This window comes from Pseudoduganella sp. S-14, from assembly GCF_049913285.1.
Classification (GTDB): domain Bacteria; phylum Pseudomonadota; class Gammaproteobacteria; order Burkholderiales; family Burkholderiaceae_D; genus Rugamonas.
This window is the reverse complement of record NZ_CP183991.1, coordinates 3,749,976-3,763,785: the sequence shown is the minus strand read 5'-3', so window position 1 is coordinate 3,763,785 and position 13,810 is coordinate 3,749,976. Positions and strand designations below refer to the sequence as shown.

11 protein-coding genes are annotated in these 13,810 nt (G+C 62.2%); 8 read left to right on the top strand and 3 right to left on the bottom strand.

All coding sequences use genetic code 11. From position 1 onward, the window contains the following. Nucleotides 1-204: 204 nt before the first annotated feature. The 8 genes from ACN9MZ_RS17105 to ACN9MZ_RS17070 all read left to right on the top strand — a co-directional run bounded on the left by ACN9MZ_RS17105 (nt 205) and on the right by ACN9MZ_RS17070 (nt 10,697). On the top strand, nt 205-891 hold the full coding sequence (locus ACN9MZ_RS17105; RefSeq protein WP_426338177.1) for an alpha/beta hydrolase family esterase: 687 nt from the start codon (nt 205-207) through the stop codon (nt 889-891). 820 nt (nt 892-1,711) lie between these two features. Next, nucleotides 1,712-3,016: a flavin monoamine oxidase family protein gene (locus tag ACN9MZ_RS17100; RefSeq protein ID WP_426338176.1), complete on the top strand. Its 1,305-nt coding sequence runs from the start codon at nt 1,712-1,714 to the stop codon at nt 3,014-3,016. Continuing rightward, nucleotides 3,013-6,033, top strand: coding sequence for an iminophenyl-pyruvate dimer synthase VioB (gene vioB, locus ACN9MZ_RS17095; RefSeq protein WP_426338175.1), 3,021 nt, complete (start codon nt 3,013-3,015; stop codon nt 6,031-6,033). Before ACN9MZ_RS17100 ends, vioB begins: the two co-directional genes overlap by 4 nt. A 1-nt stretch (nt 6,034) precedes the next feature. Beyond that, entirely contained in the window at nt 6,035-7,324 is a 1,290-nt protein-coding gene (locus tag ACN9MZ_RS17090; RefSeq protein WP_426338174.1) for an FAD-dependent oxidoreductase, read from the top strand. Next, nucleotides 7,324-8,442 carry a tryptophan hydroxylase gene (locus ACN9MZ_RS17085; RefSeq protein ID WP_426338173.1) on the top strand — a complete coding sequence of 373 codons (1,119 nt, stop codon included), beginning with the start codon at nt 7,324-7,326 and terminating at the stop codon, nt 8,440-8,442. The genes ACN9MZ_RS17090 and ACN9MZ_RS17085 overlap by 1 nt, the downstream gene beginning before the upstream one ends. Before the next feature lie 10 nt (nt 8,443-8,452). Beyond that, the gene (vioE, locus tag ACN9MZ_RS17080; RefSeq protein ID WP_426338172.1) at nt 8,453-9,034 is read left to right on the top strand and encodes a violacein biosynthesis enzyme VioE; all 582 of its coding nucleotides are present in this window, start codon (nt 8,453-8,455) and stop codon (nt 9,032-9,034) included. Between the two features lie 79 nt (nt 9,035-9,113). Beyond that, nucleotides 9,114-10,295, top strand: a complete 1,182-nt coding sequence (locus ACN9MZ_RS17075) for an MFS transporter (protein ID WP_426338171.1) — start codon at nt 9,114-9,116, stop codon at nt 10,293-10,295. A gap of 33 nt (nt 10,296-10,328) precedes the next feature. After that, nucleotides 10,329-10,697, top strand: coding sequence for a hypothetical protein (locus tag ACN9MZ_RS17070; protein WP_426338170.1), 369 nt, complete (start codon nt 10,329-10,331; stop codon nt 10,695-10,697). Nucleotides 10,698-10,702: 5 nt separating this feature from the next. Here ACN9MZ_RS17070 and ACN9MZ_RS17065 read toward each other — a convergent pair whose 3' ends face one another. From ACN9MZ_RS17065 to ACN9MZ_RS17055, 3 genes are all read right to left on the bottom strand, one after another. Continuing rightward, the gene (locus ACN9MZ_RS17065; RefSeq protein WP_426342918.1) at nt 10,703-11,953 is read right to left on the bottom strand and encodes a styrene monooxygenase/indole monooxygenase family protein; all 1,251 of its coding nucleotides are present in this window, start codon (nt 11,951-11,953) and stop codon (nt 10,703-10,705) included. Nucleotides 11,954-12,016: 63 nt separating this feature from the next. Continuing rightward, on the bottom strand, nt 12,017-12,529 hold the full coding sequence (locus ACN9MZ_RS17060) for a hypothetical protein (protein ID WP_426338169.1): 513 nt from the start codon (nt 12,527-12,529) through the stop codon (nt 12,017-12,019). Between the two features lie 177 nt (nt 12,530-12,706). Next, nucleotides 12,707-13,774: an OmpA family protein gene (locus ACN9MZ_RS17055; RefSeq protein ID WP_426338168.1), complete on the bottom strand. Its 1,068-nt coding sequence runs from the start codon at nt 13,772-13,774 to the stop codon at nt 12,707-12,709. Nucleotides 13,775-13,810: the final 36 nt, after the last annotated feature.

Genomic DNA, 13,810 nt, shown 5'->3' with positions numbered 1-13,810 from the left:
AGGTCTCGATGCAAAAAAGGAGAAAATATGAGACATGTATGGGCCGCGCTACTTTTCACCTCGATCGTCGCGTGCGGAGGCGGGGCCGGCGGCACTAGCACTGCGGCACCAACGCCTGTATTGGGAACAACGTCCTCACCCCCCGTCGCCCCGCCGGATGTGAGCACTGCGGGCTGCGCCGCCGGTTCCAAGTTGACGACTGGCATGCATACGCTCACCAGTGACGGTGTGGAGCGCAGCTACTGGATCGAGATGCCAAACACCTATGACCGCAACAAGGCCTATCCCGTGATCATCGGGCTGCACTGGCGTGATGGCAGCGCCGGTGACGTCTACGGTTGGAGCGGCTTTTTCGGGCTGAAGAATTTGTACGGCGACACTGCCATCTTCATTGCCCCGCAGGGCCTGGAGAAAGGGTGGGCCAACACTGGCGACCGCGATATTCGCTTCTTGCGGGCCATGATCAGCGAGGTGCAGAAGGGCGCATGCACCGACACCCAGCGTGTTTTCGCTACCGGCTTCAGCTTTGGTGGCATGATGTCCAACGCCATCGGATGCCAGATGGGCGACGTGGTGCGAGCAATCGCGCCCATGGCCGGCTCGCTCTGGAGCGGCTGCGCCAGTTCTTCCAACAAAGTGGCGGCCCTGTTCATTCACGCCAAAGACGATAACGTTGTCCCTTACTCTGCGGGGATGGAAGCGCGCGATCTTTTCCTTCAACGCAATAGCTGTAGTGCCGCCACGGTGCCCTTGGGGAGTAACGGCTGCGTAGAGTACCAGGGCTGTGAAAACGGCAAGCCCGTGGTCTGGTGCGGCACAGAGACCGGCGGTCATTGGTACCCCAATTTTTCGGCACAGGAGTCCAAGGCCTTTTTTGATCGTTTCAAGTAGTCGAACAAGAGTGTCAAGCTCTGGTGCTCAGCAAGCGATGGCCGGCACCAACAGCCGGCGATGAATTGCAGCCTCGCCGCCCGCATTGATCTGAAAAATTCGCGAGCGCATCGTAAGCCCTGTTTTCACAGGGCTTTTTTTTCGCCTTTTTCAATCATTCGCAAGCACTGGAGTCACGCGGGAGCGCTTCTCCCATAGTGCAGCACCAATCATGTCGCAGGTATGAATGATATTCGAGAGAATCGAGCGATTGGCCGAACAAACTTCATGATGTATTTCGCCCGCAGCGTCCGGCCTTGCCGCCCCGCCTTTGCCGCGCTGGCGCCGCCCGTGCGAAACGCTGCTGACTAGCCTCTTGGGCAGAATGAAATTCGGCGTTTGTCCTCTTTTATTGATAAGTGGATCATTCAGTAATTCGTTTGATTTTTATCAAGCTCGAGTCGCAGGCATCGGATATTGTCTAGACCAATTTGATCCGGATCAATTCCCCGCTCAGAGACGTTTGTGCTGACGGGACTGGGCATCATCATGTCACATTTGCAAGTAAGACCCCGAGGGACGGGGCGCCGCAACGCTTTTGTATTTGCAAGTCAGTGAGCAGTACCCGCTTGCCACGCAAGCACGGACCCCACGGGTCCGAAGAACCGAAAAGCTTTACCTAAAGTCAACCATTCATATACACGCCAGTGTTCGGCGGGCTGCTTTCTCCTTGGCCGCTCAGGCATGGCAAGCGGACGGGAATGTTACACGCCTGTCGCACTTTCGGAACGCGGCGTGGGCAGTTTGGTAAACGGTCTTGACCAGCTAAAAGGATTTCTAGATGACAAACTATTCCGACATTTGCATTGTTGGCGCCGGTATTGGTGGGTTGACCTGCGCGACCCGTTTGATCAACGCCGGCCTTGGCCAGCAGATGCGTATTCGGGTGTTCGACCTGAATGGCTTCGTGGGTGGCCGCATCCAGTCGCGCAAAATCGATGAGGAGGTTGCCGAACTCGGCGCCGCCCGTTATTCGCCGCAGCTCCATCCGCATTTCCAGGAGCTCATGCAGGACAGCGGGCTGCCGCACGCGGTCTACCCGTTCACGGAAGTGGCGTCCCAGGAGCGCGAGCAGCAAGAGTTGAAGGAAACCCTGCTGAGCTTGCAGCCCATGGTGAAAGAGCATCCGCAGGAATCCTTCCTTGAATTCGTCAGCCATTATCTGGGCGCTGCCGAAGCGCTCCGGATCCTCAAGGCCACCGGCTACGATGCGCTGCAACTGCCGATCGTCACAGCTGCCATGGCGTACGACATCATCAAAAAGCATCCGGAAACGCAAAACTGCACCGAAAACGCCGGCAACGAATGGCGCTATGCCCCCGATGGCTATGGTGAGCTGCTGCGCCAGCGGCAACGCCAGGCCCAGGCCGCTGGTGTGGAGTTCCGCCTCGAACACCGCTTGCTGTCGCTGGAAAAGTCCGGCGCCGATCACCTGCTGGCCTTCAGCCATCATGGCGAGATCGAGATGCAGCGCGCGCGCCATGTGATCCTGGCCATGCCGCCCTCCGCCATGGCGGGCCTGAACCTGGACTTCCCGGCCGCCTGGAGCACGTTCAAGTACGATTCCCTGCCTTTATTCAAGGGCTTCCTGACGTTCGAGAAACGCTGGTTCGAGTGCCTGGGGCTGGGCGACAAAATGCTGATGGCCAATAATCCCCTGCGCAAGATCTACTTCAAGAGCGATAAATACCTGCTCTTCTATACCGACAGCCAAAGCGCCCTCTATTGGCAGGACAGTGTGGAGCAGGGCGAAGAAATTTACCTGGAGCGCGTGCGCCGGCATCTGGAGGAGGCATTGCCGCTCAAGGGCAGGGCGCTGCCGCCGATCCAATCGCATTTCTACAAGCATTGGCCGCACGGCGTCGAGTTCTACCTCGAACCTGAAGCCAAGCATCCGGCCGCCCTCGTGCATCCGAGCGGCATCATCGCCTGCTCGGACGCGTATACCTCGCATTGCGGCTGGATGGAGGGCAGCCTGATCAGCGCACACCAGGCCTGCCAGCTCTTGCAGGAGCGCTGCAAGTGGTTGCCCGAAGAAGCAAGTGGTGACGATACGCTCGCCACCCCGGTTGCGGAGAGCGCATGAGCATTCTGGATTTCCCCCGTTTGCATTTTCGCGGCTTTGCCCGCGCCAACGTGCCCACGGCGAACCGCAACACGCACGGGCATATCGATATGGCCACTAATGTGGTATCGATGGCGGGCGAGCCGTTCGACCTGAGCCGGGCGCCGTCGGAATTTCATGCGCACTTGAAGCAGCTGCAGCCGCGCTTCGACGCCGCCGGCAAGCCCGATCCGGAGGGCATCTTCAGCCAGGCCGCCGGCTACAATTCCTGCGGCAATAATCACTTTTCCTGGGAAAACACCCGGATCACCGGCGTCCAGCTCGGGGCGGGCGGCGTCGATACCGGCGATGCCCTGGTCGGCGCCAGGCTGGCCCTGTGGGGCCATTACAATGACTATCTGCGCACCACGTTCAACCGCGCACGTTGGGTGGACAATAATCCGGCCCGGCCCGATACCACGCTGATTTACGCCGGCCAGTTCACGCTGAGCGGCGAGCAGGCCGGGCCCAACACCCCCAGCCTCTTCAGTGCCGAGATCGGGCAGGCGCACTCGGTGCGCTGGCTGAGGAGCGGCCACATTGCCGAGCGCAGCGGCCATTTTCTGGACGAGGAATTCGGCCGCTCGCGTCTGTTCCAGTTTTCGCTGGCCAAGCAGGCGCCGCATTTCCTGTTCAACCCCGAGGTGCCGCTCCCGGCCAGCCTGTGCGCCTTGCAGGAAGCCTTGGCCGAGGAGGATGTGCTGGGATTGACGGTCCAGTACGCGCTGTTCAATATGTCGACGCCGCTGAAACCCGATACGCCGGTGTTCTACGACCTGGCCGGCAGCATCGGGCTGTGGCGCCGCGATGAGCTGGCCACCTATCCGGCTGGCCGGCTGCTGCTGCCGCGCCAGGGCAGCCTGGGGCCGGTGCTCGTGAAAGTGCACGCGGACCGGGTTTCGCTGAATATGCCGACCGCGATTCCGTTTACCAACCGCGCGGCCAGCGCCGTTTCAGAGCAACACCCGACGCACGCGCTGGGCGGCCTGCTGGCGCTGGGCGACCTGCGGCTGGAGGACGGCGCGGGCAGGGTGCTTGCCCGCATCCCGGAGGCGCTGTATCTCGATTACTGGCGCCATCATGGGGTGGTCGACGTGCCGCTGCTGCATGCTGGCGTGGCCGAAGGTGCGCTGCGCCTGGGCAGCACGCTGGGGCAATGGGAGGAAGCGGACTGGGTGCTGCAGTCCGACAGCAATCAGCTGTACCTGGAGGCGCCCAACCGCGCGAAGGGGCTGGAATATCCGCAGACGATCACGCTGCAAAGCCGTTTCCGCGGCGTCCTGGCGGACCATCCGGCCCTGAGGCCGCGGGCCGAAGACGGCGCGATGCTGGCCCTGGACCTGCAAGCTTCGGTGCGCGGCTGTGGCTATGCCGATCTGCGCGTCACGGGGCGCGCTCCGGGCGTCACCCGCATCGTGCTTGGCGATGGCCTGGAACGCCAGCACATTGGCGTACGCGTGCTGCCGGACGATTGGCATCTGGACGAGGTCCCGGCAGGACAGGTCGACTACGCCTTCCTTTACCGGCATGTGATGAGCTATTACGAGCTGATCTATCCCTTCATGGCGGACAAGGTGTTCAGCCTGGCCGACCAGTGCAAATGCGAAACCTATGCGCGCCTGATGTGGCAGATGTGCGATCCGCAAAACCGCGACAAGAGCTATTACATGCCGAGCACGCGCGAATTGTCGCTGCCGAAAGCACGCCTTTTCCTGAAATACCTGACTCAGGTTGAAGGCGGCGCCAGGAGCGGGCAAGCGGCACAGCCCGGGCCCGCGCCAGCCATCGGCAACAGGGCCGAACTGGTCGAGGAGCTGAAGAAGGCCATCGATCTCGAGTTGTCGCTCATGCTGCAGTACCTGTATGCCGCCTATTCCATTCCCAACTATGAGCAGGGTGCGCAACTGGTCGCCGCCGGCCGCTGGCAGGCCGACGAGCTGGAGCTGGCCAGCGGCGGCGCGGACCGGCGCCGCAACAGTGGCGCGCGCGGCACCCTGCTGGAAATCGCCCACGAGGAAATGATCCACTATCTGGTGGTCAATAATGTGCTGATGGCACTGGGCGAGCCGTTCTATGCCGGCCGCCCGCTGCTGGGCGAGCAGGCGCGCCAGCGCTTTGGCCTGGATACGGAATTTGCCTTCGAACCGTTTTCCGAGCACGTGCTGGCCCGCTTCGTGCGCTTCGAATGGCCCGATTACCTGCCCACACCGGGTAAATCGGTGGCCACCTTCTACGCCGCGATCCGGCGCGCCCTGGCCGATCTGCCGCAGCTGTTCGCAACCGGGGGCGGCCGGAGCGGCGGCGAACACCACTTGTTCCTGAAGGAACTGACCAACCGCGCCTATCCCGCCTATCAGCTCGAGGTGAGCGACCGCGACAGCGCGTTGTTCGCGATCGACTTCGTCACAGGGCAGGGGGAGGGCGTGGCGCTCGATTCGCCGCATTTCGAGACCTCGCACTTCAACCGGCTGCGCGCCCTGGCCGGCCAGTTTGCGGCGCGCGACAAGCCCTTCGAACCGGCCTTGCCGGCGCTGAAAAATCCGCTGCTCGATGCGGGTGCGGAGGGCTGCCAGGTGAGCGATGGCAAGGCGCTTGCCCTGATGCGGCTGTACCAAGGCGGCTACGAATTGACCTTCCTGTTGATGGCCCACCATTTCGCGCAAAAGCCCGCCGGCAGCCTGCGCCGCTCGCGTTTGATGAACGCCTCGATCGACATCATGACCGGCGTGCTGCGCCCCTTGTCGGCGGCGCTGATGAATATGCCGTCCGGCCTGCCGGGGCGCAACGCCGGCCCGCCGCTGCCGGCGCCGCCCGCCGCCACGGTCAGCGCCGATTACAGCGAGGGTTGCGCGCAGCTGGCGCAGAAATGCCTGGCGCTGGCGCGCTATGCGCGCAGCCTGGAGGCCGGCGTGGTCGGCCTGGCGCCGATCGAGATGTTGGAGTTTTTTAATCAGCAATTGACCGACTTATCTCGGGGAACGATGTCTAGAGAGGCTTGATATGCATAAAATTATCATCGTCGGCGGCGGCCTGGCAGGCAGCCTGGCCGCTATCTATCTGGCGCAGCGCGGACACGATGTCCATGTGGTCGAAAAGCGCGCCGATCCGCTGCAGGAACCGCCGGCCAATGCCGATCCCGTCAGCTCACGCGCCATCGGCGTCAGCATGACCGTGCGCGGCATCAAGGCAGTGCTGGGGGCCGGCATCAGCATGCAGGAGCTGAGCCAGTGCGGCGAACCCGTGGTGGGCATGGCGTTTTCCATCCGCGGCCAATACAAGGTGCGCGAGCTGCACCCGCTGGAAGGCGTGCTGCCGCTGTCGCTGAATCGCAATGCCTTCCAGCGCCTGCTCAATCAGCATGCGGCCCGGCACCAGGTGAAATACTCGTTCGAGCATAAATGCCTGGATGTCGACCTGGACCGCAAGATCGTGCTGGTCCAGGGGCCGGATGGCGCCGTGCAGCAGCTGCATGGCGACCTGGTCATCGGTGCCGACGGCGCGCACTCGGCGGTGCGGCGCGCCATGCAGAGCAGCATGCGGCGTTTCGAATTCAAGCAGAGTTTTTTCCGCCATGGCTACAAGACGATGGTGCTGCCGAATGCGGAAGCGCTCGGCTTCCGCAAGGATCTGCTGTACTTCTTCGGCATGGATTCGCGGGGCGAATTTGCCGGCCGCGCCGCCGTCATCCCGGACGGCAGCATCAGCTTCGCAATCTGCCTGCCATATACCGGCACGCCCAGCCTGCACACGCAAGACCGCGAAGTCATGAGCGGCTTTTTCGGCCGTTACTTCGGCAAGCTGCCGCCGCCCAGCCGCGAGGAACTGGTGGAGCAGTTCCTCGCGCTGCCCAGCAATGACCTCATCAACGTCCGCTCCAGCACCTTCCACTACAAGGGCAATGTGCTGTTGATCGGCGACTCGGCCCATGCCACCGCGCCCTTCCTCGGGCAGGGCATGAATATGGCGCTGGAAGATGTGCAGGTCTTCGTCGGCTTGCTCGACAAGCATGGCAATGCCCTGGAGCTGGCCTTGCCCGAGTTCACCCGCCAGCGCAAGGTGCAGGCCGACGCCATGCAGGAGATGGCGATCGCCAACTACGAGGTGCTGAGCAATCCGAACTTTCTTTTCTTCCTGCAGGCGCGCTACACCCGCTATATGCACCAGAAATTCCCGCGGGTCTATCCACCTGACATGGCAGAGAAACTGTATTTCACCTCGGTTCCTTACGCCGAACTGCAGCAAATCCAGAAGAAGCAAAACGTGTGGTACAAACTTGGAAGGGTAAATTAATGAAGATTCTCGTGATCGGCGCCGGCCCGGCAGGATTGATCTTTGCCAGCCAAATGAAACAGGCCCAGCCAGGCTGGGACATCCGTGTCGTGGAAAAGAACACCCAGGAAGAAGTGCTGGGCTGGGGTGTGGTGCTGCCGGGACGGCCGCCGCGCCATCCTGCCAATCCCTTGTCCTACGTGGAGCAGCCGGAGCGGCTCAACCCGCAGTACCTGGAAGAATTCAAGCTGGTGCACCACGACCAGCCCAATCTGATGAGCACTGGCGTCACCCTGTGCGGCGTGGAGCGGCGTGCCCTGGTGCAGGCGCTGCGCGCCAAATGCGTGGCAGCCGGCATCGCCATCCGCTACGAGACGGCGCCGGCCAGCCAGGCGCAGCTCGAAGCCGAGTACGACCTGGTGGTGGTCGCCAATGGCGTCAATCACAAAACGCTGGAGCTGCCGCCGTCGCTGGCGCCGCAGATCGATTTCGGGCGCAATAAATACATCTGGTACGGCACCACCCAGCTGTTCGACCAGATGAACCTGGTGTTCCGCGGCAATGCGCAAGGCATGTTCATCGGCCATGCCTACCGGTATTCGGACACGATGAGCACGTTCGTGGTCGAATGCGATGAACCGGCGTACGCCAGGGCCGAGCTGGAAATGCGCTCGGAGCGCGATGCCGCCGCCTATGTCGCCAAGGTCTTCGAGGCCGACCTTGGCGGCCACGCCCTGGTCAGCCAGCCCGGCCAGGGCTGGCGTAATTTCATGACCCTCAGCCACGACCGCGCCTGCGAGGGCAAGTTTGTCCTGATCGGCGATGCGCTGCAATCGGGCCACTTCTCGATCGGCCACGGCACGACCATGGCGGTGGTGCTGGCCTTGTTGCTGGTGAAAACGCTCAGCGCTGACACCGATCCTGTGGCCGCCCTGGCCAACTTCAACGCCCGCGCGCTGCCTTTGGCGCATCTGTTCAAGGAGCATGCCAACAGCAGCCGCCTGTGGTTTGAAAGCGTGGCTGAACGCATGGGACTGAGCAACGCGGAATTGACCGCCAGCTTCGATGCCCGGCGCAAGGACTTGCCGCCGCTGCAAGATGCGCTGATGGCCAGCCTGGGCTACGCCCTGGGCCGTTGAGGAGACGCCGATGCTCGTCCACGCCACACCGCCGCTGCTGCCGCAGCAATGGAGCAGTGCCTATATCTCGTATTGGCTGCCGATGCGGGAGGAAGACCAGATCACCTCCGGCTATTGCTGGTTCGATTATGGCCGCAACATCTGCCGCATCGACGGCTTGTTCAATCCCTGGTCGGAACGGGATACCGGGCATCGGCTCTGGATGTCGGAAATCGGCGATGCCGGGCGCGGCCGGAGCCGCAAGCAGAAGGTGGCGTATGCCAGGGAAACGGTGGCGGCCGGCGTCCGGCTGTACGAGACGGCCCTGCCCGATACGGTTACGCCCTTCCAGGAATTGTTCCTGCCCCAGGCGATCCTGCTGGACGGCGCGGCGCGCCATGACGGCCGCCACGCCGTGCTGGGCCAGTCCGCCGACGCCTGGGTAGTGGAGCAGGCCGGCCGGGCGCCGTCGGTATTCTATCTCCAGGCCGGCGGCAATCGCCTGTTGCGCATGGTCACCGGCAATGACGCGCAGCACCTTTCGGTGCGCGACTTCCCCAACTTCTTTGCCGGCCCTATTCCCGACAGCGTGTTCATGACGCCGCCAGGCTGAGGCCCGTCCCAGCCGATGCGTTTCTAGTTCATCTTTGCCGCTCAATGCCTGCATGAGCCGGCTTTTGCAGGAGACCTGTATGCCTTTGCTTGTCTATATTCTGGGATTGACGGTGTTCGCGCTGAGCACCTCCGAATTCATGGTGGCGGGGATGATGCCGTCGCTCGCCCACGCCCTGGGCGAACCGGTGGCGCGCATCGGCTATCTGATTTCCCTGTATGCCCTTGGCATGGTGATCGGCGGGCCCCTGGTCACCTTCGGCATGCTGAAGCTGCGCATTCCGAATAAACCGGGCTTGCTCTGCCTGTTGGGCGGGTATGCCATCGCCCAATCGCTTGCTGCCTCGGCGGACAGCTATGAGCTCATGGCCGCTGCCCGGCTCCTCACCGGCGTTGCCGGCGCCGCCTGTTTCGGGGTCTCGCTGGCCATCTGTGCCGAAGCCGTCAGCCCGCCGGCACGCGGACGTGCCGCGGCGGTCGTGATCGGCGGCCTCATGCTGGCGTCGGTCCTGGGCATGCCGCTCACGACGCTCATCGACCAGCAACTGGGATGGCGGGCCAGCTTCTGGCTGGTGGTGGGGCTGGCGCTGCTGTGCATGTCGCTGGTCGCCTTGCTGGTGCCCCGTTCCAGCCCGGCCGGGCAAATCGGCCTTGGCCGGGAATTGGGCGCGTTCCGCAAGCGCGAGCTGTGGGCGGCTTATGCCACGAGTGCCCTCGTGATCAGCGCAATTTCCGCCGCCTTCAGCTATTTCACGCCCATCCTGACCGAGGTCAGCGGCTTTCCTGCCAGCGCGATTCCCTGGCTGCTGGCCTTGTACGGCATTGCCAACGTGGTGGGCAACGGCGTGGTGGGGCGTTTTGCGGACCGGCACACCATCCCCATCCTGGCCGGCGGCATGCTGGTCTTGAGCATTGCGCTGGCGCTGTTTGCCGTGTTTGCCCACTGGCAGGGCGCCAGCCTGGCATTGCTGGTCGTGATCGGCCTGGTCGGCATGTCCATGAACCCCGCCATCATCGCGCGCGTGATGCGGATCGCCCATCCCGGGCCGCTGGTGAATACGGTGCATACCTCTGTCATCAACATTGGCCTCAGTGCCGGCGCCTGGATCGGCGGGCTGGGCATCGCTGCCGGCCACGGCTTGCTGGCACCGCTGTGGGTCGGAGTGGCGCTGGCAATCCTTGGCCTGCTCAGCCTTTTGCCCTACCTCGGGCGGGAACCGGGCGAAGCGACGCCTGCCGCCTTCGCGGCCGGTGCCGATTGACGCCAGCCCGGCTTGACCAAAGGAGCAGACCAGATGGACGTTTTCGCTTCGCTTGCCGGGTTTTTCGGCATGAGCTATCCAGCTTCGCTCTTGCTTACGGACCCAGGGCATCGCCCGCAGCAGGCGCTGATTATCCGGTTCCAGTACCGGTCGTGCGATCCGGGCCGGGTGCCTGAACTGGAAGACCGCCTGCGGCATGCGCTGGCCGAGGCGGGGGCTGGCGAATATGGGGGCAATAAAGCTGCCCCGGACGGCAATGACATCTGCCTCCATCTCTATGGCCGGGATGCCGATCATCTGTTCCGGGTCATCGCACCGATATTGGAGGAAGTCCCATTCCTGCGCGGGGCCGAGGTGAAAAAGCACGTCGGCCCGGCCGCAGGCGCTGCCCCGCAGCCTTGAATCGGTCAGGCTGCTGCGCGAGAGGAGTTGGCCATGTGCTGGGCGACGAGCTGCTCGCAGGCCTCGGCCTCGAACCACCACGGAGAATAGTCTGGCGGGTTGTTGAAGCCGTTGGCGATAGCGCTTGCAAGGGACGGGCAGCTACCGGCCGCGCCCAGCATGTTGAGCACGTGCGGCGGCGGCGGGCGGAGCAGCGAATTGGTCCATGCCACAACCTGCCCGCCGTACACCCAGAAGCGTTCGAAAGTCTGTTGCATCCACTCGCGGGTGTAGGGCTGATCGCCATGGGCAAGGATGGCGTCGAGACAGATGCGCGCTGCCTTGGTGGCGCTATTCGATCCCTGGCCGGTGATCGGGTCGTTGAGGACTACGGCATCGCCCAGGCCGAAGACTATGTTCCCGCTCGGGAGGGTGGCCAGAGGTCTGCGCACCGTGGGCGCAAAGCTGCCAGCAAGGATGCCGTTTGCGTCGGTCAGCTCCACATGCGCGGCACGCTCGGCCTCCCAGGGCAGGAAGGTACGCAGCAGGGCAAGGCTTTGCGCCAGGTGGGCCTGGGGCGTTGCTACATCGCGCCAGCAGTCCATCGGGCCGCCGGGAACGCCTTCGAACACCATGATGTCGCAAGGGCCGCTGGTGGTCAGGGCAGGGAACACAAAATATTCGCCGACGCCGGGAATGAGATTGAACGCGACGCGCGAATATTCCTGCGCTGGTCGCAAACCGTTCACGTAGGTGAGGGCCAAGGCGCGCTGCGGCTTGTCGAATGCCGATCGGCTGGCATCACGTTCGAATAGCTTGACGATTTCGCTTTTGCCCGCGGCCACGATCACCAGTTCATTTTCCTTCGCGAGCCGTTCCAGTTCCGGAATGCCCACGTCTTCGATCAGCAGCCTGCCGCCTTGCCTTTCGAACTGCTGCAGCCAGGCAGGCATCTTGACCCGCTGATCCACGGCCTGTGCGGGACGATGCAGGCGGGCGCTCCAGTTGATCAGCCTTTCGTGTGGGGCAGCGGGATTCGGAACGGTCAGTCCGATCCCGTCCACCGTCGGGCATGCATCCTCCCATTGGTTGAGGCCCAGGTCCCGTTCGATCTGCAGTGAAGCATCGAACATGCATTGGCTCGACATGACGCGTCCATTACGGATGTCGTCGGGCGTGCGGTTGGTCGCTACGGTGACGTCAAGGCCATTGGCCAACATGCCCAATGCCAGAGGCAAGCCGGCCTGTCCACTGCCTACAACGGCGATCTTACGCATCATTTCTCTCCCATACGTTTCTCAAAGAAGTTCGCCGTTGCAGGCGCAGCGCTCTTGTCGGCATCAGGACAAATTCAAGGTCCAGGTGGTAACGCCTTCTCTTGCGTCCGTGCTCATTGCGACGTCGCGACCCCAGCTCGCGATGTATGTCCAGTCCGGGTCCTCGATCCAGGCCAAGGTATCGAAACTTGTGGCGCGTTGACGGATAAACCTGACGTACAGGTCGACGTTGTCCTTGATCCACATATCGTCCCCGCGAATGCGCAACTGAATCTGCAAGTGACGGCTCATCCCGTTCGAGAATTCAAAGCCGTAACCCGGATACGGCATGGGTATCTGCCCCACGCCCGGTGGAAGTTCCGGTGTTTTGTCATTCCGCCGGGGCAGTTTCGTAGGCCCCATGTAGTCATAATTCCTGATGGCCCCGGCCTCCAGGTCATCTTCCGTCGGATAGTCCAGATTGAGCAAGCGAAGTTCGTGGCCATCCCGCAAGATCCTGGCTTGAACAAGGCTATCTGTTCCGGCGTTTGCTGCGTTTTTTGTTTGCGCAATCAGCCTGATCGATCCAATCCACATGACAGTCTCCTTTTAAAACGCTACTGTTTGTACAGCGAACCCGCTGCCCGCGAGGGGCAACGGCCTGCTTATCATGGGCTGGAGGAGCGTGGCGGGAATCGGTACTGCCACCTAATTTAGGTCAAGGCCTATACCCAGATTAGGGCTTGCCGGCTGGGCGCACGCCGGCAAGCCCTTCTACTGAACGACCAATTCCACCCGGCGATTCTTGGCCCGACCAGTTTCATCTCCGTTCGAAGCGACGGGTGCCAGGCTGGCGACACCTTTGCTCGCCAGACGCGTGGAAGGGATCTGGTATTGCTTCGCCAGCGCGGAGACAACCGCTTGCGCACGCTGCTGCGACAGCAGCTGGTTGGCGTCGAGATTGCCTTGGTTATCCGTGTGGCCCACGATGTAGACCTTGAGAGCAGGCTGGCTCTTCAATAGTTTCGCCATCTCGTCCAGCTGGGTCCTGGATTCCGCGGCTTTTATCTCTGCCTTGCCGGTATCGAAATAGATGCCGTACAGGGCGATCTTGCCGCTCGACTGCAGGGCCGACTTCAATGCATCGGCATTGACAGTCACCTGTCCGCCCTGCATCGCCTGGGGTTCGGCGATTTCGATGTAAGTCGTGGTGAAGTCGGTGCGATATACCTTTCCGGAGTTCACCATCACGTGAATGAGGTTGCCATCCTTTGACAAGGTGCCGTAAGTAAAATAGATGTCGTCAGTACCGAGCATGTTCGAGCCGCCCAGGGAATACATCTGGTTATACAGCGTGGATTTTTCAGGATGACGCGACCGATTGGCACGGAAGTCGGCTTCCTTCATTGCGCCGTAATGATCGTCAAAGCCGTAGCGCATGCTGTCGCAGCCCTTATCGCGTGGCGTGCAGCTGATGATGGCTTTGAAGCCGGCTGCCTTCAGGGCCTGTTCATAGTTGCGATGCACTTCCAGTGGCGACTTGCCGAGCGGTGCGAAATACACCATGCGAGTAATCTGGCCCTCCACGGTGATCGGCGCCTGGAATGCGTTATGGCTGTCCAGTCCCATTTTGCCGGGGAAAGTCGTTTGGTCAAATCCGACCTTCTTGTAAGCCATCATCCATGAATTGTTATAGCGCTGGATCAGGGGGTGGTCTTCTCCTCCTGCAACATCGATGGCCCAGTCAGGGCCGGCGCAAGCAGGTGCGGCGATAGCCAGCGAAGACAGGCAGAATGCGGTGGCGGCGACGTGGCGTGCCAGAGGTGAGGACAATAGTTTCAAGGTTTATCCTTTCGCGAAGAATGTAAGAGCACGACG